Genomic DNA, 20981 nt, shown 5'->3' on the forward strand with positions numbered 1-20981 from the left:
TCCGAAAAATGTGCGGTCAGCGGAACAGGGAAACGATAAAGCGGGAAAGCATATCCAGCAGGGTAGCCTGCCGCTGTGCTTCCTCCTGGGTGATGGTGCCGGAATTGTCGGCATCCGGCTTGGTGACCGGCTTATCCGCCGCGTAGTGCGCGGTCAGGAAGGCCGGACAGCCGTCGATGGACTCAAGGGAGGCATAGCTGAAAAATACCTCGCCCTGAATATCTATGCTGTCATCGAGCAGAGTAAGCTGACGCTCGATTTCATCCGTGCCGTACCAGGTATCACCGGGCTGCGCTTCCACCGAGCGGTATGCGCCGATGCCGATGTACAGCGCCACATCGCTGGTGGAAACCGCCTTCTGCCACCACTTGACGAGCGTCTGGAAGTCAGCAGGCTCAAAGCCGATCGACCAGTACAGCTGCGGACAGATATAGTCTACTGTGCCGGCGTTGATCCACTGCAGGGAATCACAGTACAGTTCGCTGAACGAGGACTGACCCTGCGTGTCGCTGCCCTTGGAGTTTGCGCTCTTGTTTTCCCAGATACCGGCGGGACTGACACCGAACGAGAGGTTCTTATCCAGCGTATGCAGTGTCTCATCCAGAGCAGCGATGAGTGTGTTGACGTTGTCGCGTCTCCAGTCACCGATCCTGCTGAAATCCTGACCGTAGCGCTCGTAAGTCGCCTCATCGGCAAAATCCGTACCCGGATAGAAATAGTCGTCCAGATGAATGCCGTCCACGTCGTAATTCTTGACGATCTCAGCCGCACCGTCTACGACAAGCTGCTGCACCGCCGGAATACCGGGATTGAAGTAGTAGTTGTCGTTGTACTTGATCACCCACTCCGGGTGCTGCTTGGCCGGACTGGAATCCGGGATGGCGTTCCATTCGTTCTCGCCGTCAATCGTAATGCGGTATGGGTTGATCCACGCGTGCAGCTGCAGACCGCGCTCGTGCGCTGCGGTTACCCAGTAGCCGAGGACGTCAAAGCTGCCGTCCGGTGCCTGACCGGCCGTGCCGCTGATGTAGCGGCTCCACGGGAACAGCCCGGACGGGTACAGCGCATCTGCGGAAGGCCGCACCTGCAGGAAGACCGTGTTCAGGCCCATTGCGGCAATGTTGTCCAGCTCGGTATCGGCCTCTGCCTTGAGCTGGTCGGCGGTCATGCCCTGCTCGGAGGGAAAATCAATATTATGTACGGACGCGACCCAGACACCGCGCATATTGTCCTTTGCGGGCTGAGCGGCGTAAGCGCCCGGTACCATCAGCATGGTCAGCGCCAGCACGATGGATAGAATGCGTTTTTTCAGCATGAAGAAGCTCCTTTTATCCGGAAGCTGCTTTCATAACCATTGCATACCCTGCTTGTGAAAGCAACTTCGCCAATTTGTTACCCTATATTATACCACAACCGATCGGGAAATTTAAGTACATAATGTGAATTCTGGCAGACAGGTGCGTTGACAGAAAAGGTTTTTCATTGTATGCTGAAATACAGACAGGGTGTAAAATTTCCGCAAAGCGCCGCGGCAGCGCGACCGGAGCCTGCGCAAGAAGCCGCAGCTTTAATTGTGCGGTGTTGCCCTAAAGTAAGAAGGAGAGCAAATCCATGCAGAAAAAGGTTTTAGCGCTGCACGATCTGTCGGGTTTCGGACGTTCGTCGCTTGTGCCGATCATTGCAGCGATTTCGGCGGCAGGACACCAGTGTGTGCCGCTGCCGACCGCATATTTTTCTACGCACATGGCCATTCCCGGCTGGGAAACGGTCGATCTGACCGGCGTTATGCCGCGTGTTATCGACCAGTACGACCGGTTAGGGTTACGGTTTGAGTCGGTGTACGCGGGCTTTCTCGGCTCAGCGGATCAAATCGACTGTGTGCGGGATGCTGTGCTGCGGCTGAAATCCGAAAACGGCACGGCGTTCATCGACCCGGTGATGGGCGATAACGGCGAGGTCTACGCCACCTATACACCTGAAATGTGCACGCGTATGCGCGAGTTGTGCGAAATTGCGGATATCATCACGCCGAATACGACCGAAGCGGCTATCCTGCTCGACCGCGACCCGGCCTCCGCACCGCAGAACGAAACGGAAGCGCAGGAGTGGCTGCATGCACTTCACAGCCGCTACGGCGCACAGGTTGTGCTGACCGGTCTGGATTACGAGCCGGGGAAGGTCGGTTCCGGCTGTCTGTCTGCGGATGGCGGCATCATCAGTCTGCACGAGAGGATCGCGCAGTATTACCCCGGCACCGGAGACCTGTTTGCGGCGGTCGTGCTCGGCGCGCTGCTGAACGGCAGGGGGCTTGCCGATGCCTGTGCACTTGCCGGCGAGTTCGTCAAGGACTGCATCGCCTACACTGCCGCGCAGCATACCGACCCTATGCATGGCGTGCAATTTGAGAAGCTGCTGCCGCGCCTTTTTTCTTGCCACGAGAACCGGACTGAGGTATAATATAGATAGATTCTCAGATATTCCCCGATAGGGGTGCGCTGTAAGAAAGGTGGTTTTTGTATGAAGCAGTCGATCCGCATTACCTCCCGTGTGAACAAGCGACTTTACGCGGACGCGATACCGGGGCATTTTGCCACGAATCATTCGCACATCAACTACTATATTGATATGTCCGAGATCAAGCACAGCATGGCAATGTCCAGAGAAGCCGCGCGCAGCATTGCATACCAGTTATCGTCCACCAGCATTGATACACTGCTGTGCATGGAAGGCACGGAGTACATCGGCGCGTATCTCGCCGGTGAGCTGTCGAGCGTGGGCATGGGCAATGTCAACAGCGGCAAGGATATTTATCTTGTCGAGCCGGACAGCAACGTCAACGGTCAGTTTGTGTTCTCGGATAACCTGCGCCATATGATCGAGCACCGTAATGTGCTTGTGCTGGTCAATTCCGCATCCACCGGTCAGACCTTCTCGCAGGCGAAGGAGTGCGTTGAGTATTACGGCGGCCGCGTTTCCGGCTTTGCGGCGTTGTTCTCCAATATCAGCGAGCTGAGCGGAAAAAAGGTTGTCAGCCTGTTCTCCGGCGCGGATTTCCCGCATTACCAGAACTTTGTGCGCGGCAAAGCCTGCCCGGATTGTGCCGCAGGCACTCCGCTGGATGCAATCGTCACCCCGAGAGGATACAATAAGCTGTAACAGGCAAGAGGAAAGCGTGTGCTTTCCTCTTTTTTATGCGTATAGAATGGAAAATTGAAAATTGAGAATGGAAAATGAACGCGATGGTTTCTCTCGCCCTTCGGGCAATTCACCTTGTGTCGCGCTTGCAGAGATGAAATGGTATGTGTAGCAGTATGGAATCTGACACTGCGAATAGGTAGAGAAATGGGCGCACTCTGTGCGCCCCTACGGAAGAAAAAATCCTCTGCCGTTCCCCATTTTCGAAGCGGTCGCCGGTCTCTGGTCTGCGCCAGACTATCTTAGGAAAGGGGTGATTCACAAGAGGGTGGAAACCTTGGTGTCTACCCTCTTGTGCCCCTGCCGGGCAGGCAAGATTTCGTTCGCTTCGCAAGCGCTCAACCACCGTCTGGCAGAGACTAACAAACAATACTGATAACCGGAACTTTGAAAAAGCAAAAGAGGAAGGTAAAAACCTTCCTCTTTCGTTTACTTTTTCAGAAATTCCGGCAGACGGCGGCGCGCCTCCAGACGATAAATCCGGTAGCCCTCCGCGGAGAACTTCTCCTCATACTCGGTCATGACATTGCCCTCAAAGTCCGAGTTATGCAGATCGAGCGAGATATTCTGAATCAGCCAGCCAAACTGGCAGATCTCCTGCAGACTCCACTCGAAAAAGCGCTGATTATCCGTCTTAAAGCACAGATCACCCTGCTGACGCAGGATTTCGTCATATACTTCCAGATATGCACGCCACGTCAGGCGGCGCTTGCGCTGACGGTTGGGCGGCCACGGATCGGAAAAATTCAGGTAAATGCGGTCCACCTCACCGGGCGCGAACACCTCGCGCAGCTCAGCCGCGTCGAAGGATACGAACCGCAGATTGGGCAGCGGCTGCTGCTGGCAGCGCTCGGCTGCCATAATGAGCGCGCCTTCCTCGCGCTCGACCGCGATAAAGTTCACATCCGGGTGCTGCTCAGCCATGCCGATGGCAAAACGGCCCTTGCCGCAGCCGATCTCCAGATGGATCGGATTGTCGTTGCCGAACAGGGCGCGCCACTTGCCGCGTTTTTCCTTCGGCTCGAACGCCATAACGTCCGCACAGGCGGCAAATCGAACGTCCAAGTTTTTCTTTTTGCGCATTCTCATGCGTGATAAACCCCTTACATCAGTGTTATAGTATGGAAAACTGTCCTCAAACGAGACGAAAAAAGAGTAAGCTGCCGCAGAATACTCCGGTCTGCGGCACATCTTCTGCAATAATAGACATAATATTATACCACAGAGAGATAGTCGGGCACAACCGTTATCTCAGCTAAATTTACAGAAAGACCACAACTTTCACAAAAAATATGCAAATTTGCAGATAGTTCTTGGTTAAATACTACATCTGTGCTATAATAACAACAGATCCACTGACAGAGGGAGAGAAGGATATGTTTAAGCGTTCCAGCGGCGTGCTTGCGCACGTCACTTCACTGCCTTCGCCGCACGGCGTGGGCACCATGGGCAAAACCGCCCGTGATTTTGTAGATTTTCTGGCGGCGGCGCACCAGACCTACTGGCAGGTGCTTCCGCTCGGTCATACCGGCTTCGGCGATTCGCCGTACCAGTGCTTTTCGGCAGCGGCAGGCAATCCGTATCTGATCGACATGGATCTGCTCGTTGAGGACGGTCTGCTCACCGCGGATGAGATTCGTCAGGGCGACTTCAACGCTTCGGCGGATATCGCGGATTTCGAGCAGCTGGCCGATACCCGCTGGCCGCTGTTCCGCAAGGCATACAGCCGCGTGACACCGGAAATGCGCGAGAAAATCGCCGCCTTCATCGAGAAGAACAGCGAATGGCTGCCGGATTACGCGCTGTTCATGGCGCTCAAGGAGGAGAAATACCATCACATGCCGGTCTACATGTGGCCGGATAAGGATGTGCGCGACCGCAAGCCTGCAGCACTCGAAAAAGTGACCGCAGAGCTGCGTGACGAGGTGGATTTCCGGATTTTTCTGCAGTATATCTTCTTCAAGCAGTGGACGGCACTGCGCGAGTATGCCAACGAAAAGGGCATTCAGATCATCGGTGACATCCCGATTTACGTTTCCGCCGACTCGTCCGATGTATGGACGCACCCCAAGCTGTTCAAGTTGAAGCCTGACCGCAGCCCCAAGTTGGTAGCAGGCGTACCGCCTGATTACTATTCTGCAACCGGTCAGCTGTGGGGCAACCCCGTGTACAACTGGACGGCGCATAAGGCGGAAAACTACGCGTGGTGGATCTGGCGCATGAAGAGCAACATGGCGCTGTTCGACGTGGTGCGTCTCGACCATTTCCGCGGTTTTGCCGCTTACTGGGAGGTCGGCGCGGACGAGGAGACCGCCATCAACGGAAAGTGGCGCAAGGGTCCGGGCATGGAACTGTTTAACGCCATCGAGAAGGCACTCGGTCCGGTGCCGCTCATCGCGGAGGACCTCGGCGTGCAGACCGATGAGGTCAAGAAGCTGCTCGAAGAAAGCGGTTTTCCGGGCATGCGCGTGCTGATTTTCGGCTTTACGCCGGATTACGACAACGAGCATCTGCCGCACAACTATAAGCCGAACAGCATCGTCTACACCTCGACCCATGACTCGCAGACCGTGTGCGAGCAGATCATGGACATCTGCTCCGAGCCGGAAAAGCAGTTTGCATACCGGTATCTGCGTACCTCGCACGCCGAGGCCATGGGCTGGAGTGCCATCAAGTGCGTATGGGCGTCCTCGGCGAACATCGCTATGACGACCCTGCAGGATCTGCTCTCGCTCGGTGCGGATTCCCGCATGAATACGCCTGCCACTATCGGCGGCAAGAACTGGCGCTGGCGCGTGCGCGCGGAAGCGCTCAACCCGACGGTTTCGTCCATGCTCGGTGAAATTACCAAGACGTATATGCGCGGGTAAGAAAATGTGCTATAATGATACCGTATCACGGGATTCTGTGGTGCGGTATTCTATTTTCACGGACAAGAAAAGGACGAATATGTATGAAAATTACAACGGCCATTTTTGATTTGGACGGTACGCTGCTCAACACGCTCGGTGATCTGTGCGACAGCGTGACCTATGCCGTCGAGAAGCATGGCTTTCCGCCGGTGAGCATGGAGCAGACGCGCATCCGTATCGGCAACGGCGTGCGCAAGCTGGTCGAGCGCAGCATTCCCGAGGAGAGCCGCACGGACGAGATGATCGACACCTGTCTGGCGGATTTCCGCGCGTTCTACGGCGAGCATATGATGAATCGCACGCATCCGTATGAGGGCATTGTTTCGGTGCTCGAAACGCTCAAGGAGAACGGCGTGACGGTCGGCGTGCTGTCGAATAAGTACGATTCCGCTGCGAAAGCGCTGATTGAGCACTATTTCGGCAATCTGGTGCACATTACCTATGGCGAACGGCCGAATATCCCGCGCAAGCCGGATCCGACGAGCGTGCTGCAGCTGCTGGACGAACTGGGCGGCGACAAGGAAACGACCCTCTACATCGGAGACAGCGCGACCGATATGCAGACCGCAGTAAACGCAGGACTGACCGCCATCGGTGTTGCCTGGGGATTCCGCTCGGCGGAGGAACTGCGTGCATCCGGTGCGGACGCGCTCGCATATGAGCCGAGCGATCTGCTGCCGCTGTTCGCGTACGGCGTGCCCGATGTGAGCAAAGCGGAAAAGGCTCTGACCGATTACGGCTTTGGTTTCCGCTACTTTGAAACGAAAGATGAGGCAGTTTCCTATCTGAGAGACACCTGTGCAGGCAAATCCGTGTCAATGGGCGGCTCAATGACGATGAAGCAGCTTGGTTTTCCGGAGAACTTTGCGGACAGCACGGACGCGCACTGGCATTGGATCGACAAGGGCGTGTACTGCCAGACGCCGGACATTTACCTTTCTTCAGCGAACGGACTGAGCGAGACCGGTGAGATCGTCAACATAGACGGCAAGTGCAATCGCGTGGCGGCCACGCTGTTCGGACCGAAGCGCTGCATTTTCGTGTGCGGCGTGAACAAGCTGCGTCCCGACCTGCAGAGCGCCATCGAGCGGGCAAGAAATATTGCCGCTCCGCTCAATGCCAAGCGGCTGAATAAAAAAACACCGTGTGCGGTTGACGGCAGGTGTCACAACTGTAAAAGTCCGGAGCGTATCTGCCGCGCCATGGTCATTCATATGGGCGTGCCGAGCGGATTTGAAAGCTGTGAGGTCGTGCTCATCGGCGAAAAACTGGGCTTCTGACAAAAAGAAAACCGTGTATTTCATTTGAAATACACGGTTTTTTGTTAAATGAGCGCCTCGAACACCCATACCATCAGCGGCATGGTGAGGATGGAGAACAGCGTTGTGAGCACATACAGTGCACTGGAATACTCAGCATCGCGGTCGTAAAGCTGCGCCATCGAAGTAACCGTAGCGCACGCAGGCGTGATGCACGCGAGATACACGGTCAGCAGAATGCTGTGTCCATCCGGAATCCAGCTTGCCGCACCGATGACGCGAAGCAGCAGTACCGTGATAATCGGGCAGATAATCAGCCGCAGCAGCACAGGAACATAATGCCGACGGCGCATAAACAGCTGGCGGAGCGGCGTGTCCGCAATGACGATACCGGCCAGCAGCATGCCGATCGGGCCGACCATCGCGCCGAGCTGAGAAAACAAATCGTTCACCAGACCGGGCAGCGGCAGCCGCAGGATGAACAGTGCACCGCCGATCAAAATGGCGATGATATTGACATTGCCGATGATCTTTTTCCACTCGAAGCCGCGCGTACCGCAGAGCAGACTGCGGCAGTGCGTCCACAGGAGAACCTGCTGTACGACGAGGAACGCACAGGAATAGATCACATAATCCTCGCCAAGCAGCGCCCGCACCAGCGGAATGACCAGAATGCCCGCATTCGTGTAGATGATGCAGGTGCGCTCGATCACATCCAGCCGCAGCGGACGGCGCAGCAGCCGCGCCAGCAGAAGAAGCAGCGCGTGCAGCGCAATCGCCAGTACAAAGGCGTACAGCAATCCGGTAACAACGGCAGGAGAGTAATCCACCTGAAAGGCGTTGATGATGACGCACGGCATAACCGCATACACCATCACGACCGACAGCACGCGGCTGTCCGCACTTTTGAGCAGCCGGACCTTGACGAGCACGCAGCCGATCAGAAGAATGAGAAACAGCTCGGCAATCTGCTGCGCTAAAATAAGACTGATTTGCATAATATCACTTTCACAGCAAAAGAAGAGGGAAAAGTGGAGAGCACACCGCAGCCGATGTTCTCTCCACTCTTCATTTAAATTGTATTTATTGTATTTAGAACAGACCGGTGATCTTACCGTTGCTGTCTGCGTCGATCTTCTCCGCAGCCGGAACCTTGGGCAGACCGGGCATGGTCATGATCGAGCCGGTCTCTACAACAACAAAGCCTGCACCGGCAGCCAGACGAGCGGTGCGTACGTTGACAACAAATTCGGTCGGACGGCCGAGCAGCGATGCGTCATCGGAGAGCGAATACTGCGTCTTTGCAACGCAGACCGGCAGGTTGCCGTAGCCCATCTCGGTGATGTTTGCCAGCTCCTTCTTTGCGGCAGGCGCGATGGTCACGCCGAGTGCACCGTAAATCTCCTTGGCGATCTTGCGGATCTTGTCCTCGAGCGGGAGCGAATCCTCATACAGCATGTGGAAGTCGGCCTTGCCCTCGTCGAGCACAGCCAGAACCTCGTCGGCCAGCGCCTGACCGCCTTCGCCGCCCTTGGCAAATACCTCGGAGAGTGCTACGCGCACACCGCGCTCGGCACAGTGCTCGCGGATGAAATCCATCTCCTCGTCAGTGTCGGTCGGGAATGCGTTGACGGCAACAACGACCGGTACGCCGAACTTCTTCATGTTATCCAGATGCGCATCCAGATTGCAGATACCGTGCTTCAGCGCATCCATGTTCGGCTGATTGAGATCAGCCTTGGCTACACCGCCGTTGTACTTGAGCGCGCGGACGGTCGCAACCAGTACGATGCAGTCCGGAGCCAGACCGGCCTTGCGGCACTTGATGTCCATGAATTTCTCTGCGCCGAGGTCAGCGCCGAAGCCTGCCTCCGTGATGGCAATATCGCCCAGTTTGAGTGCCAGCTTGGTTGCCTGCACGCTGTTGCAGCCGTGTGCGATATTGGCGAACGGACCGCCGTGCATCAGACAGGGCGTGCCCTCGAGCGTCTGAATCAGGTTGGGCTTGATGGCATCCTTCATCAGTGCCGTCATGGCGCCCTCTGCATGCAGGTCGCGTGCATAGATCGGCTTGCCGGCGTAGCTGTATGCCACCAGAATATCACCGAAACGCTTTTTCAGGTCGTCCAGATCAGCGGCCAGACACAGGATAGCCATAACCTCGGATGCTACGGTGATCATGAAGTGATCCTCGCGCGGCACACCGTTCACCTTGCCGCCCAGACCGATGGTGATGTTGCGGAGAGCACGGTCGTTCATGTCCATTACGCGGGTGAACACAATACGGCGCGGATCAATGTTCAGCAGATTGCCCTGCTGCATGTGGTTGTCCAGCATGGCGCACAGCAGGTTGTTTGCTGCCGTGATGGCGTGCATATCGCCGGTAAAGTGCAGGTTGATGTCCTCCATCGGAACAACCTGCGCGTAGCCGCCGCCTGCCGCGCCGCCCTTGATGCCGAATACCGGACCGAGAGACGGCTCACGCAGTGCGATAATCGCGTTTTTGCCCTGTTTGCACAGTGCCTGCCCCAGACCGACCGAGGTCGTGGTCTTGCCCTCACCGGCAGGCGTCGGGTTGATGGCGGTAACGAGGACCAGCTTGCCGTTTTCCTTTTCCTTCACCTTGGTCCACACGTCTGCGGACAGCTTTGCCTTGTACTTGCCGTACAGCTCCAGATCATCGGCATCCAGACCGGCAGCAGCGGCAACCTCGGTGATCGGGCGCATCTGACAGCCCTGTGCGATTTCAATATCGGATAACATGAAATTCCTCCTCTATTTTGCAGCGGGTAACATAATATATTCATTATATCAATACTTCGTCCGGTTTTCCATACAAGCACGCGAAAAATTTGCCGAAATTGTTACTCGCAAAGAGGGGTGTGTTGTGGTATCATATAGAAATGTAATTGAGGATGGAAAATGAGTGTGGCAGTGCAAAGCACTGCAATCTAATTCCGCCGCGTTGCGGCGATACCTTAATTTCCGATGCTCAATTCTCAATTTTCTATTTTGAAAGGGAGGGGTTTGATGGACACTGCTCGTTCCATTGTACACTCTGTTACGCATTATATCAAAAACACCGACCTGTATCTGATGCTGCTGGGACTGGTCTGCTCGATCTACGGCATGTTCCTCATTTACTCGGCAACGCTCAACCCGGTGACGGCACTGGACGGCTCGACGAAAAACCTGTATGTACAGGGTGCCGCGATCATTCTCGGTCTGGCAGCATTTATTGCGCTCAGTCTGATCGACTTGGAAAATCTGGGCGACCTATGGAAAATATTCGTGATCGGCAACATTCTGCTGCAGTTTCTGCTGTTTACGCCGCTCGGCACCGAGGTCAACGGCCAGCGTGCATGGCTCAATCTGGGCGTGACAAGCCTGCAGCCGGGTGAGCTTGGCAAGCTGATCTTCATCTTCACGATTGCCGCGCATATGACCGAAATACAGGATCATATCACCGAATGGCGCGGACTGGTTTCGGTCGGTCTGCACACGCTGGTAATGATGGGGGCGGTCGTGCTCTCGTCGGGCGACACCGGCATGGCGATCCAGTACCTGATGATCGCGGTTATCATGCTGTTCTCGGCCGGTCTGCCGCTCAAGTGGCTGGGCATTGCTGCCGGAGTCGGTATCGCAAGCGTGCCGATCCTGTGGAATTATGTGCTCAAGGATTACCAGAAAACGCGAATCCTCGTGCTGTTTGACCCGTCCATTGACGTGGAGCAGTCCCGACAGGCGACCTACGGCAAGATCGCCATCGGCTCGGGGCAGTTTACCGGTCAAGGCTGGACCAACGGCACGATGACCCAGATGCAGTATGTGCCGGAGAACCAGACCGACTATATTTTCTCGGTAGCCGGCGAGGAACTGGGCTTCCTCGGCTGTCTGCTCATCATCATCCTGCTGATGGCGCTGATCATCCGCCTGTTTTATGTGGCGTACCGCGCCTCCACGCCGTTTTCGGCGCTGATTGCGGTCGGCGTAGGCGGCATGCTGCTGTTCCAGACCTTTATGAATATCTTTATGAATGTCGGTCTGCTGCCTGTCATGGGCCTGACGCTGCCGTTCTTCTCCTACGGCGGTACGTCCATTGTAACCATGTTCGCCGCGCTGGGCATCGCCGCAGGCGTCAGAATGCGGGAAAAGCCAAGCTGGCTGCAAAACTGATATGGGCATCCCGCCCTGCGCATACATTGAAAATGACAGAAGGGATTTTGCAAAATGACCAGACAACAAGCATGGGAGCTTCTTCGCAGGTACAACGCGGAGCCGTTCCATTTACGGCATGCGCTGACGGTTGAGGGCGTCATGCGCTGTTTTGCCGAGCAGCGCGGCTATGACCCGGAATTCTGGGGCATTGTCGGCCTGCTGCACGACATTGATTTTGAGCAGTGGCCGGAGCAGCACTGTGTCAAGGCGCCCGAGCTGCTGCGCGAAGGCGGTGCAGACGAGAGCATTATTCATGCGGTATGCAGCCACGGATGGGCGATTTGTGTGGACATCAAGCCTGAGCACGAGATGGAAAAGCTGCTGTATGCAGCCGATGAGCTGACCGGCCTGATCGGTGCGGCGGCGCTCATGCGCCCATCCAAAAGCGTGCAGGACATGGAGCTCAAGAGCCTGAAGAAGAAATACAAGGATAAAAAGTTCGCGGCAGGCTGCTCGCGTGAGGTCATCGAGCGCGGCGCGGAGCTGTGTGGACTGACGCTCGAGGAGCTGTGGCAGCAGACACTGGATGCCATGCGCTCCTGCGAGGATTCCATCAACAGGCAGATGGAAGAGATTTAAGGCAACACCGCACAATTAAAGCGGCGGTGCTTTGCGGAAATTTTGTGTCCTGACTTTGTTGCAGTTTCACGGTAATACATCAAGTATTACCGCAAAACTGTGCCTCGTCAGTACGCAAAATTTACTCGCAAATCACTCTTGTTCAATTATGCGGTATTGCCTTAACGAAATATTGTACTTATATGGAATAATCGGGGCATTTGTAATATTACAAATGCCCCGGTTTCGTCATATTTCGTTGAAATGTGCCATGTTTTGTGGTAAAATACCATCAAGAATGCCCACGGCGGGCATGCAGGAAAGCAACCCACCGGCGAAACAGCATGGAGGTTCAAGAATGCGTTTCAAACGAATGATCGCGGCATTGCTTAGTGCGGCGATATATATGACAGCGGGTGCGGCGGCCGCAGAATTGCCGCAGGATGCCGCGGAGGCAGAGACCACAGCCGTCACGACCGAGGCTGCCGCCGAGCGGGATCTGACACAGGATCTGCCGCAGGCGAGAGCAGTCGTCAGCGCGGCAAAGACCACGCACGCGTTTCAGCTCAACGGCAAGGCGGTGACCAATCCGCAGGCGTACTTAATTAACAAGTATAATTATTTCAAGCTGCGCGATGTAGCGTATCTGCTGCGCAACAGCACCGCAGAGTTTGAGGTAGGCTGGGAGAAGTCCACCAACGTTATCACCCTGACGACCGGCAAAAACTACACCGCGGTCGGCGGAGAGCTGAACACGAAGGCACTGTCCAGCGCGGCAGGCAAACCCACTACGGCTATCGTCAAGGTGAACGGCAAAAAGGTTTCGTTCGACGGTTACATCATCAACGGAAACAACTACTACAAGATAGCCGATATGGCGGCCGCACTCGGCTTTACGGCGGATTATGACGTACCCAGCCGCACGGTTACGCTCAAAACACCGACGCCTGCACCGACTCCGGCTTCGTTCACGACCGGTGTGTACCGCGTCAATGTCCATTCGGCGCTGACCGTGCGCAGCGGTCCGGGCAAAACCTATTCCGAAGTCGGCGAGTACGCCAAGGATGCTCTGGTTATCGTGGATAAGCTGTCGAACGGCTGGGCACATCTGTTGGACAGCGCAGGCGGCAGCGGCCGTTACTGCAGCGCGGACTATCTGGTGCGTGTAAGGGATTACAATGCGGCGGTCGATAAGCAGACTGAGCCGACTGTCTCCAAACCGAGCACACCTTCGACGCCGAGTACACCGGTGACTCCTGACGAGCCGACAACGCCGACTGAGCCGACAACACCGGACACGTCCGTCGAGACATTCACAAGCGGCGTGTATCGTGTAACCGTGGGTTCCGAGCTGTCTGTTCGCTCGATCCCGAGCACCTCCGGCACGCTGGTCGGCGTGCTGAAAAACGGCGCGGAAATCGCGGTTGACAGCATCAGCAACGGCTGGGCGCATATTATGGATAACTCTTCGGGCAGCGGCCGCTACTGCAGTGCGGCTTACCTGACGCGCGTGCGCGACTACGTCAGCGGCGACGAGGATAACGATCCGATACAGCCGCCGCGCACCTCGCACATTGACGGCGTGAAGACGGTCATTATCGACCCGGGTCATGGCGGCAGCGATGTCGGCGCAAACAACGGCGGTTCGCTCGATGAGAAGCACGTCAACCTGTATGTGGCGCAGTACCTCAAGCAGTACCTTGAGGCAGCCGGTGCAAAGGTTATCATGGTGCGCGATACCCTTGAGGAAGGCAGCGAGCTGACGCTGCGCGGCGCTGTTATGAAACAGTATGCGTCCTCGGCGGACCTGTTCTTCAGTATCCACCACAATGCAGCCAACACCACTGCACGCGGCGCGGAGATCCTGGCGCAGATTGCGGACAAGAACGGCGGACCGACCAAAATTCTGGCGCAGGCGCTGCTCGACGAGTACGAAAAGCTGGGGGTTCCGATTCGCCAGATCGTGTTCCGCGAGGGCAGTCACGGCGATTATTATTACACCAACCGTGCAGCAGCGGCGCTGAATATTCCGGCGCTGACGAGTGAATTCTGTTTCATTGATAACGAGGAGGACCAGAAGTTCATCGACAGTGAGGAGGATTGGCAGAAGCAGGCGCGTGCACAGTGCAATGCGATCCTGTATTATTTCACACAGGTGCAGTATTAAGTAAGTTGACCGCGTCGTTTACGGCGCGGTTTGCTTTGACAGAAGGAGATATTTGTTATGACAGAACGGGCAAAACTGGCACAGGATTTTCACGATCAGGGCTACAACTGCGCACAGGCGGTGGCCTGCGCGTACTGCGATCTGGTTGGTCTGGATAAGGAGACCGCCTATAAAATGTCGGAAGGCTTCGGCTTCGGCATGGGCTGCATGGAGATGTGCGGCGCGCTGAGCGGTGCGTTCATGCTCGCGGGCATGAAGAACAGCGCAGGAGCGGATAAGCCGGGCACGACCAAGGGTCAGACCTATAAGGTCACGAAAATGCTCAAGGAGAAGTTTGAGCAGAAGAACGGCGCGTATCTGTGCCGCGACCTCAAGGGCGTAGCCGACGGCAATGTACGGCGCTCCTGTCCGGGCTGCATTGAGGATGCGTGTGAACTGATTGAGGAATACCTCACGAAATAAAAAGAAAATCCCTTTCTCGACTGAGAAAGGGATTTTTTGTGCAATTCGGAGGGTAGCGACGGGGTGAGGTCACCCCGCCCTACGGTATGTCGTGTGATTATGGTGTATGCGGCAAAACATTTGGCAGATTCTCTGTGGAACGGCGGGATGCCCCATCCCGCCGTTCCACAGAGAATCTGCACGATAACAAATCAAAACTTACAGGTTAAACACAATGCCGCATACCGCGCCGATCAGGATAAACACGATCGGATGCAGTTTTTTGAGCTTCCAGATACCGAGCGACAGCACGAGGAAAATAATTATCGCCGGAACATTGATGACCGAACCGATGCTGGCAATACCGGCCCAGTTTTCCGTATGCAGCAGGGAAGCGACAAACACCTCGAGCATTGCGCCGAAGATCAGACCCGCGGACGCCGGACGCAGGCCGTAAAAGCCGTTCTGGACCAGCGGAGAGTCGCGGAACTTATCGAGCGCACGCGACACCAGAATGATGATGATGACCGACGGCAGCACAAGCGAGCAGGTTGCTGTGATGGCACCGGGAATGCCGGCTGCGTGGAAGCCTGCGTATGTTGCCGAGTTGACACCCATCGGACCGGGTGTGGACTCGGAGACCGCAATCATGTCCATCAGATCATTCGGCGTGAACCACGGATACCGCAGCGAAATCTGCTTGAGGAACGGCAGGGTCGCCAGTCCGCCGCCGATGGCAAACAGACCGGTCTTGAAAAATTCGAGAAACAGCAGTAAAAAAGTCATGCGCGCTTCCTCCGGATCATACCGATGATAATACCGGCAGCAGCGGCGATAACGACCATCACAACCGGCGATACGCCGAAGAAAGCGACAGCCGCGAACGTAACGAGCAGGATAACACTGGTCGGAACGTCAACAACGCCCTTTTTCGCCATTTTCCACACGGACTGCAGCACAAGCGCGCAGACCGCGATGCGGATTCCGGCAAACGCGTGCTGCACGACAGCGAGATGCGCAAACTGCTGGATAAATGCGGCGATAATCGTGATAATAATCAGCGATGGCGTGATCATGCCCGCCGTGGCGGCAATGCCGCCGAGAATGCCGTGCGTTTTGTAGCCGATGAACGTGGCGGTGTTCACCGCGATAACGCCCGGGGTGCACTGACCGATGGCGTAGTAGTCCATCAGCTCGTCCTCAGTTGTCCAGTGGCGGTTTTCAACGACCTCGCGCTGCAGAATCGGCAGCATGGCATAGCCGCCGCCGAACGTGCATACGCCAATCCGTGCACATGTGAGGTATAGATCAAGGTAAGGATTCAAATGATACAGTCCTTTCGTCAGGAGATAACTTCAATAGTATACACCCGTTGTCGAAAAATGAACAGAATAATCCTGTTAAGAGAATGAAAAAAACGCTCAAAGCAGCAGCTCCAAGCGTTTTCTGTTTACTTTGCGGGAATGACCTCCAGCCAGTAGCCGTCCGGGTCGGAGATGAAATAGATGCCCATTGCCGGATTTTCAAAGCAGATGCAGTCCATTTCCTTATGCTTTGCGTGCGCGGCATCGAAATCATCCACGCGGAAGGCAAGGTGGAACTCGTTGTCACCGAGGTTGTACGGCTTGTCCCAGTCGCGCAGCCACGTCAGCTCGAGCAGATGCGGCGTTACGCCATCGGTCAGGTATACAATAATGAAGCTGCCGTCCGGTGCGTTGATGCGGCTGGATTCGGTCAGACCGAGAGCCTCCTTATAAAAAGAAAGCGAGCGGTCCAGATTGCAGACATTAAAATTGTTGTGTGCAAACGAAAATTGCATAATGATATCCTCCTGAATGCGAATCTACGGTTACTGTACCATGAAGCCGCAGAAATTGCAAGCGGACGGCGAAAAGATACAAAACCGGTTTGCATTTAGTGTTGAAATTTCTACAATGGCTTGCTATAATTAGGTTGAATATTTGCGTCCCAAAAAGGAGGCAGGGGTTTGAAAAAGAGATTACAGAAGATGCTGGCTCCCAACAGCGTAATGTTTTATGTGCTGTTTTTCCTGTTTGCGGTCGTGGGACTTTATTTCTCCCGCGTGTACGGTGCGGCGGGTATTGTGGTGTGTATCATCCTGCGGATTGTTTCGCTGCGCATGAATGCGGCACGGCGGCGGCAGGTGCAGGAGCTGATGAACAACATCGAGGTAGATGGCGGAGAGATCCGTCCGGCGGTGACACGCTCGCCGCTGCCGACAGCTGTTGCGCTGGCTACCACGGGCGAGATCGTATGGGCGAATGACGCATTTGCGGAAATCAGCGGTCGGGGGACTGCGGTAAGCGGCGTTCGCATGGGCGAGATCGCACCGACGTTTGAGACCGGCTGGCTCATCAAGGGACAGACCGCGTTCCCGGGAGAGCTTGGCATCGGCAAGCGGCAGTACCATGTATTCGGCAGTATGGTGCAGAGCGGTGCGGGACAGCTGATGATGCTGCATTTCATCGACTGCACCGAGTTTGTCCGTCTGCGGGATGCGGCTGAGACTACCCGTCCGGCTATCGCGGTTATCGCAATCGACAACTACGAGGAGCTGGTCAAGAACACCACCGACTCGGAAAAATCCAACATTCTGGCGGGCATTGATAAACGTCTGTTTGCCTGGGTGAAGGACTCGAGCGCCGTACTGCGCAAGTACGACCGCGACAAGTATATCTTCGTGATCGAAAACGCCGAGCTGGACAAGCTGGTCGCGCGCAAGTTCTCCGTTCTGCAGGAGGTGCGCGAAATTGAGAACCACGAGGGCGTTGTAGCCACTCTGTCCATCGGTATCGGACGCGACGGCGAAACGCTTGCGGAAAGCTATCAGTTTGCCGGACTCGCTGTCGACATGGCGCTGTCCCGCGGCGGTGACCAGGCGGTTATCAAGAATAAATTTAACTTTGCCTTCTTCGGCGGATTGAGCGAGGAAGTCGAGAAGCGCACCAAGGTCAAGAGCCGCGTGGTTGCCAACGCACTCAGCCAGCTGATCCGCGACTCGTCTCAGGTGTTGGTCATGGGCCACAAGAACAGCGATATGGACGCCATCGGCGCTGCTGCCGGTATGGTCTGTGCCGCGCGCGTCAAGGGCAGACCGGTGCACATTGTTGTGGACCGTCAGCACACCATGGCAAATGACCTGATCGAACGGCTGGAAACCCAGTCTGAGTACAAGGGCGTGTTCATCAGCGCCGAGGATGCGATGATCGCGTGCGATTTCAACACGCTGCTTATCGTGGTGGACGTAAACCGTCCCGGCTATGTGGAGAGCGCGGCGCTGCTCGAATCCATCAACAAGATCGCAGTCATTGACCATCACCGCCGTGCGGCGGATTATATCGAGAACGCAGTCGTATCCCTGCACGAGCCGTATGCGTCGTCCGCATCCGAGCTGGTCAGCGAGCTGCTGCAGTATCTTGTGCCGACCAGCGGCATCCTCACCTGCGAGGCGGAAGCCATGCTGGCAGGTATTTATCTGGATACCAAGGGCTTTGCAACGCGCACCGGCGTCCGCACATTTGAGGCGGCAGCGTATCTGCGCCGCGCAGGTGCGGAGTCGAGCGATGTCAAGCGCCTGTTCCAGTCCAGCTTTGACCAGTATATGGAGCGTCAGAAGCTGATCTCGTCCGCGCGCAACTGCGGTCAGGGCGTTATCTTCGCTATCACCGGTGAGGAGGTAGACCGTATTGCGGCCGCACAGGCAGCAGACGAGCTGCTGTCCATCATCGGCACACATGCAAGCGTTGTTGCGTTCCGCAGCGGCAATGATATGGCGGTTTCCGCTCGTGCGGCAGGCCACGTCAATGTGCAGCTGCTGATGGAACGACTCGGCGGCGGTGGAAACCATTCGGCGGCTGGTGCACAGCTGAAGAATACCACGCCGGAGGAGGCCGACAAGCTGATCACGGATGCTATTCGCGGCTACTTCGACGATCAGCGGACCGAAAAGCAGGACGACAATAAATAAAACCGAAAAGCAGGCGAAGTTGTTCGCCGCATTCGATATAGCAAACACAAAAGGAGTAATCACCATGAAAGTAATTCTCAAGGCCGACGTTAAGGGCAAGGGTAAAAAGGGCGAGCTGATCGAGGTCAGCGAGGGCTACGGCCGCAACTTCCTGATGCCGCGCGGTCTGGCAGAGCCGGCAACCGCGGATAACCTGAACGTGAAGAAGGCGCAGGATGAGGCACACGCACGCAAGATCGCACTCGAGCAGCAGGCAGCCCGCGAGGCAGCCGAGAAGCTTAAGGAGAGCCCGGTAAAGGTTCCGGCCAAGGGCGGTACGGGCGGCCGTCTGTTCGGCGCTGTTACCTCCAAGGAAATCGCTGAGGAACTGAACAAGCAGTACGGTCTGAACGTACCGAAGCAGAAGATCGTGCTCGAGGAGCCGATCAAGACCTTCGGTGTACACCGTGTAAAGGCAAAGCTGTATCAGGATATCGCAGGCGAGATTCTGGTGCAGGTAGTCGAGGCCTAACCTGCACCTATAGGGGGTATCCAATACCCACTATATACGCCGGTCGGTTCCGGAGAAACCGACCGGCGATACCCCCGGACACGCCCCAAGGGCGCTGGGTCGGGGTGTAAAAAGTCAGGCGCATGTCCTGACTTTTTACGGACACGGTATTGCCGTGTCCTATTTCATGCCGTGCGTGAAACGCACGGTCGCTGCGGCGGGTCAATGACTCGGTTTTCCGTTTGGAAAACCTGTCATGTGGTTGCGCTTTGCAAGCAAAGCGGGATTTGATTGACGCAGGCTATGCCTGCGTTGTCATTTTTCGTTCTTTATTCTCAATTCTCCATTTTCCATTTTTATTTTTTAGCGGAGGGAGGTAAGTAAGTGCCCGACGAACTTTTAATGCGGCAGGTGCCGCAGGATCTGACTGCGGAGCAGTCGCTTTTAGGCGCGATGCTGGTCGATCCGAACTGCATTCCCGAGGTCATCGAGCAGGTGCGCGCCGATGATTTTTACGCGGAAGAAAACAAGCGCATCTTTGAGACTATCTACTCGATGTTCAACGGTGCACAGCGCATTGACCCGGTAACCGTTCTGGATATGCTCACGCGCATGGGCTACTACGACGAGGCCGGCGGCCGCGCGTATCTCTTTCAGCTGATGGAGGTCACGCCGGGTGCGCGGAACGTCAACGAGTACGTCCGCATCGTGCGTGACAAGAGCCTGCTGCGACAGCTGGCGGACGCGGGCAGCGAGATTCAGCAGAACGCCCTTGAAGCCCACGGTGAAGCCTCCGGCATTGCCGAGCTGGCGGAGCAGCGTATTTACAGCATCCGTCAGGGACGTGAAATTAAGGGCCTGTCACGGCTTTCTGAGGTTATCGCGGATCTGTATACCGAACTGGACGAGCGCGCCCGGTCGGACAGTGAAATTCCCGGCATGTCCACCGGCTTCCATGCATTGGACACGGCGCTGACCGGTCTCAATAAATCCGATCTGATTCTCATTGCGGCACGACCCGGCATGGGCAAGACCGCGTTTGCGCTCAATGTGGCGCTCAATGCGGCTAAGGCAAGTGTTAAGAATAAGGAGCGCGGCGACAAAAAGGGCACCGGCGTGTGCGTGTTCCAGCTTGAGATGGGCAAGGAACAGCTGGCCAGCCGTTTCCTGTCGAGTGAGGCACTCATCGAGTCGCAGAAGCTGAAAACCGGCAATCTGGACGGTGACGATTGGGTAAAGATTGCGCGTGCGTCCGGCGTACTGGCAGGACTGAATATCTATGTGGACGACAATCCGGCCATCACGGTTGCGGAGATCAAGGCGAAATGCCGCAGACTGGGTGACGAACTCGGTCTGATCGTCATCGACTATCTGCAGCTGATGCACGTCGGCGGCCGTCACATGGATAATCGTGTGCAGGAGGTCGCAGAGATTTCACGTTCGCTGAAAATTATGGCGAAGGAACTCAATGTTCCGGTCGTGTGTCTGTCGCAGCTGTCGCGTGCGTCCGAGCAGCGCTCGGATAAGCGACCGATGCTGTCTGACCTGCGAGAGTCCGGCGCGATCGAGCAGGATGCCGACATCGTTATGTTTATCTACCGCGATGATTACTACGATGATGAAAGCGAAAATAAAAATATCGCAGAAATTATCATTGCGAAGAACCGCCACGGTGCGACCGGCACCATTGAGCTGCAGTGGGTCGGTCAGTACACGACCTTCTCCAACCCGGACCGCATTCACGAGGAGTAAG

18 protein-coding genes are annotated in these 20981 nt (G+C 56.0%); 11 read left to right on the forward strand and 7 right to left on the reverse strand.

The window, feature by feature from the left end; all coding sequences use genetic code 11:
• Positions 1-16 precede the first annotated feature (16 nt).
• Entirely contained in the window at positions 17-1315 is a 1299-nt protein-coding gene (locus tag DW088_RS10485) for a glycoside hydrolase family 10 protein (protein ID WP_118360673.1), read from the reverse strand.
• A gap of 296 nt (positions 1316-1611) precedes the next feature.
• Between DW088_RS10485 and DW088_RS10490 the strand changes: the two genes are divergently transcribed.
• Both DW088_RS10490 and DW088_RS10495 read left to right on the forward strand, forming a co-directional pair.
• The gene (locus DW088_RS10490; protein ID WP_118360674.1) at positions 1612-2457 is read left to right on the forward strand and encodes a PfkB family carbohydrate kinase; all 846 of its coding nucleotides are present in this window, start codon (positions 1612-1614) and stop codon (positions 2455-2457) included.
• Positions 2458-2517: 60 nt separating this feature from the next.
• Positions 2518-3156 (forward strand): phosphoribosyltransferase, encoded by a 639-nt coding sequence (locus tag DW088_RS10495; protein ID WP_118360675.1) that lies wholly within the window; start codon positions 2518-2520, stop codon positions 3154-3156.
• Positions 3157-3624: 468 nt separating this feature from the next.
• On the opposite strand, the gene trmB is transcribed toward DW088_RS10495, so the two are convergent.
• Positions 3625-4284 (reverse strand): tRNA (guanosine(46)-N7)-methyltransferase TrmB, encoded by a 660-nt coding sequence (gene trmB / locus DW088_RS10500; RefSeq protein WP_110436112.1) that lies wholly within the window; start codon positions 4282-4284, stop codon positions 3625-3627.
• 224 nt (positions 4285-4508) lie between these two features.
• Here trmB and malQ point away from each other — a divergent pair, with 224 nt between their 5' ends.
• Both malQ and DW088_RS16330 read left to right on the forward strand, forming a co-directional pair.
• Positions 4509-6065 carry a 4-alpha-glucanotransferase gene (malQ, locus tag DW088_RS10505; protein WP_279217336.1) on the forward strand — a complete coding sequence of 519 codons (1557 nt, stop codon included), beginning with the start codon at positions 4509-4511 and terminating at the stop codon, positions 6063-6065.
• Between the two features lie 83 nt (positions 6066-6148).
• A complete protein-coding gene (locus DW088_RS16330; protein WP_243029883.1) occupies positions 6149-7387 on the forward strand; it encodes an HAD-IA family hydrolase in 1239 nt (412 codons plus the stop codon).
• Positions 7388-7431: 44 nt separating this feature from the next.
• On the opposite strand, the gene DW088_RS10515 is transcribed toward DW088_RS16330, so the two are convergent.
• Positions 7432-8364 carry an AEC family transporter gene (locus tag DW088_RS10515; RefSeq protein ID WP_118360678.1) on the reverse strand — a complete coding sequence of 311 codons (933 nt, stop codon included), beginning with the start codon at positions 8362-8364 and terminating at the stop codon, positions 7432-7434.
• Between the two features lie 94 nt (positions 8365-8458).
• Positions 8459-10129: a formate--tetrahydrofolate ligase gene (locus DW088_RS10520; RefSeq protein WP_118360679.1), complete on the reverse strand. Its 1671-nt coding sequence runs from the start codon at positions 10127-10129 to the stop codon at positions 8459-8461.
• Between the two features lie 267 nt (positions 10130-10396).
• Here DW088_RS10520 and DW088_RS10525 point away from each other — a divergent pair, with 267 nt between their 5' ends.
• From DW088_RS10525 to DW088_RS10540, 4 genes are all read left to right on the forward strand, one after another.
• Positions 10397-11542: an FtsW/RodA/SpoVE family cell cycle protein gene (locus DW088_RS10525; protein ID WP_158574668.1), complete on the forward strand. Its 1146-nt coding sequence runs from the start codon at positions 10397-10399 to the stop codon at positions 11540-11542.
• A 54-nt stretch (positions 11543-11596) separates the two neighbouring features.
• Positions 11597-12163, forward strand: a complete 567-nt coding sequence (locus DW088_RS10530; RefSeq protein ID WP_117751793.1) for a hydrolase — start codon at positions 11597-11599, stop codon at positions 12161-12163.
• A gap of 337 nt (positions 12164-12500) precedes the next feature.
• A complete protein-coding gene (locus DW088_RS10535; protein ID WP_158574669.1) occupies positions 12501-14309 on the forward strand; it encodes an N-acetylmuramoyl-L-alanine amidase in 1809 nt (602 codons plus the stop codon).
• Positions 14310-14366: 57 nt separating this feature from the next.
• On the forward strand, positions 14367-14771 hold the full coding sequence (locus tag DW088_RS10540) for a C-GCAxxG-C-C family protein (RefSeq protein WP_118360682.1): 405 nt from the start codon (positions 14367-14369) through the stop codon (positions 14769-14771).
• Positions 14772-14969: 198 nt separating this feature from the next.
• On the opposite strand, the gene DW088_RS10545 is transcribed toward DW088_RS10540, so the two are convergent.
• From DW088_RS10545 to DW088_RS10555, 3 genes are all read right to left on the reverse strand, one after another.
• Complete coding sequence (locus DW088_RS10545; protein WP_118360683.1) at positions 14970-15536, reverse strand: chromate transporter; 567 nt, start codon at positions 15534-15536, stop codon at positions 14970-14972.
• Positions 15533-16075 (reverse strand): chromate transporter, encoded by a 543-nt coding sequence (locus DW088_RS10550; RefSeq protein WP_118360684.1) that lies wholly within the window; start codon positions 16073-16075, stop codon positions 15533-15535. The genes DW088_RS10545 and DW088_RS10550 overlap by 4 nt, the downstream gene beginning before the upstream one ends.
• 125 nt (positions 16076-16200) lie before the next feature.
• Positions 16201-16569: a VOC family protein gene (locus tag DW088_RS10555; RefSeq protein WP_118360685.1), complete on the reverse strand. Its 369-nt coding sequence runs from the start codon at positions 16567-16569 to the stop codon at positions 16201-16203.
• A 168-nt stretch (positions 16570-16737) separates the two neighbouring features.
• Between DW088_RS10555 and DW088_RS10560 the strand changes: the two genes are divergently transcribed.
• The 3 genes from DW088_RS10560 (at position 16738) to dnaB (ending at position 20980) form a co-directional block, all read left to right on the forward strand.
• On the forward strand, positions 16738-18738 hold the full coding sequence (locus tag DW088_RS10560) for a DHH family phosphoesterase (protein ID WP_118360686.1): 2001 nt from the start codon (positions 16738-16740) through the stop codon (positions 18736-18738).
• Positions 18739-18802: 64 nt separating this feature from the next.
• Positions 18803-19249 carry a 50S ribosomal protein L9 gene (rplI, locus tag DW088_RS10565; RefSeq protein WP_110436125.1) on the forward strand — a complete coding sequence of 149 codons (447 nt, stop codon included), beginning with the start codon at positions 18803-18805 and terminating at the stop codon, positions 19247-19249.
• Between the two features lie 363 nt (positions 19250-19612).
• Positions 19613-20980 (forward strand): replicative DNA helicase, encoded by a 1368-nt coding sequence (gene dnaB, locus DW088_RS10570; RefSeq protein WP_188886039.1) that lies wholly within the window; start codon positions 19613-19615, stop codon positions 20978-20980.
• Position 20981 lies beyond the last annotated feature (1 nt).

It is taken from the genome of Butyricicoccus sp. AM05-1 (genome assembly GCF_003474415.1).
Lineage (GTDB): Bacteria > Bacillota > Clostridia > Oscillospirales > Butyricicoccaceae > Agathobaculum > Agathobaculum butyriciproducens.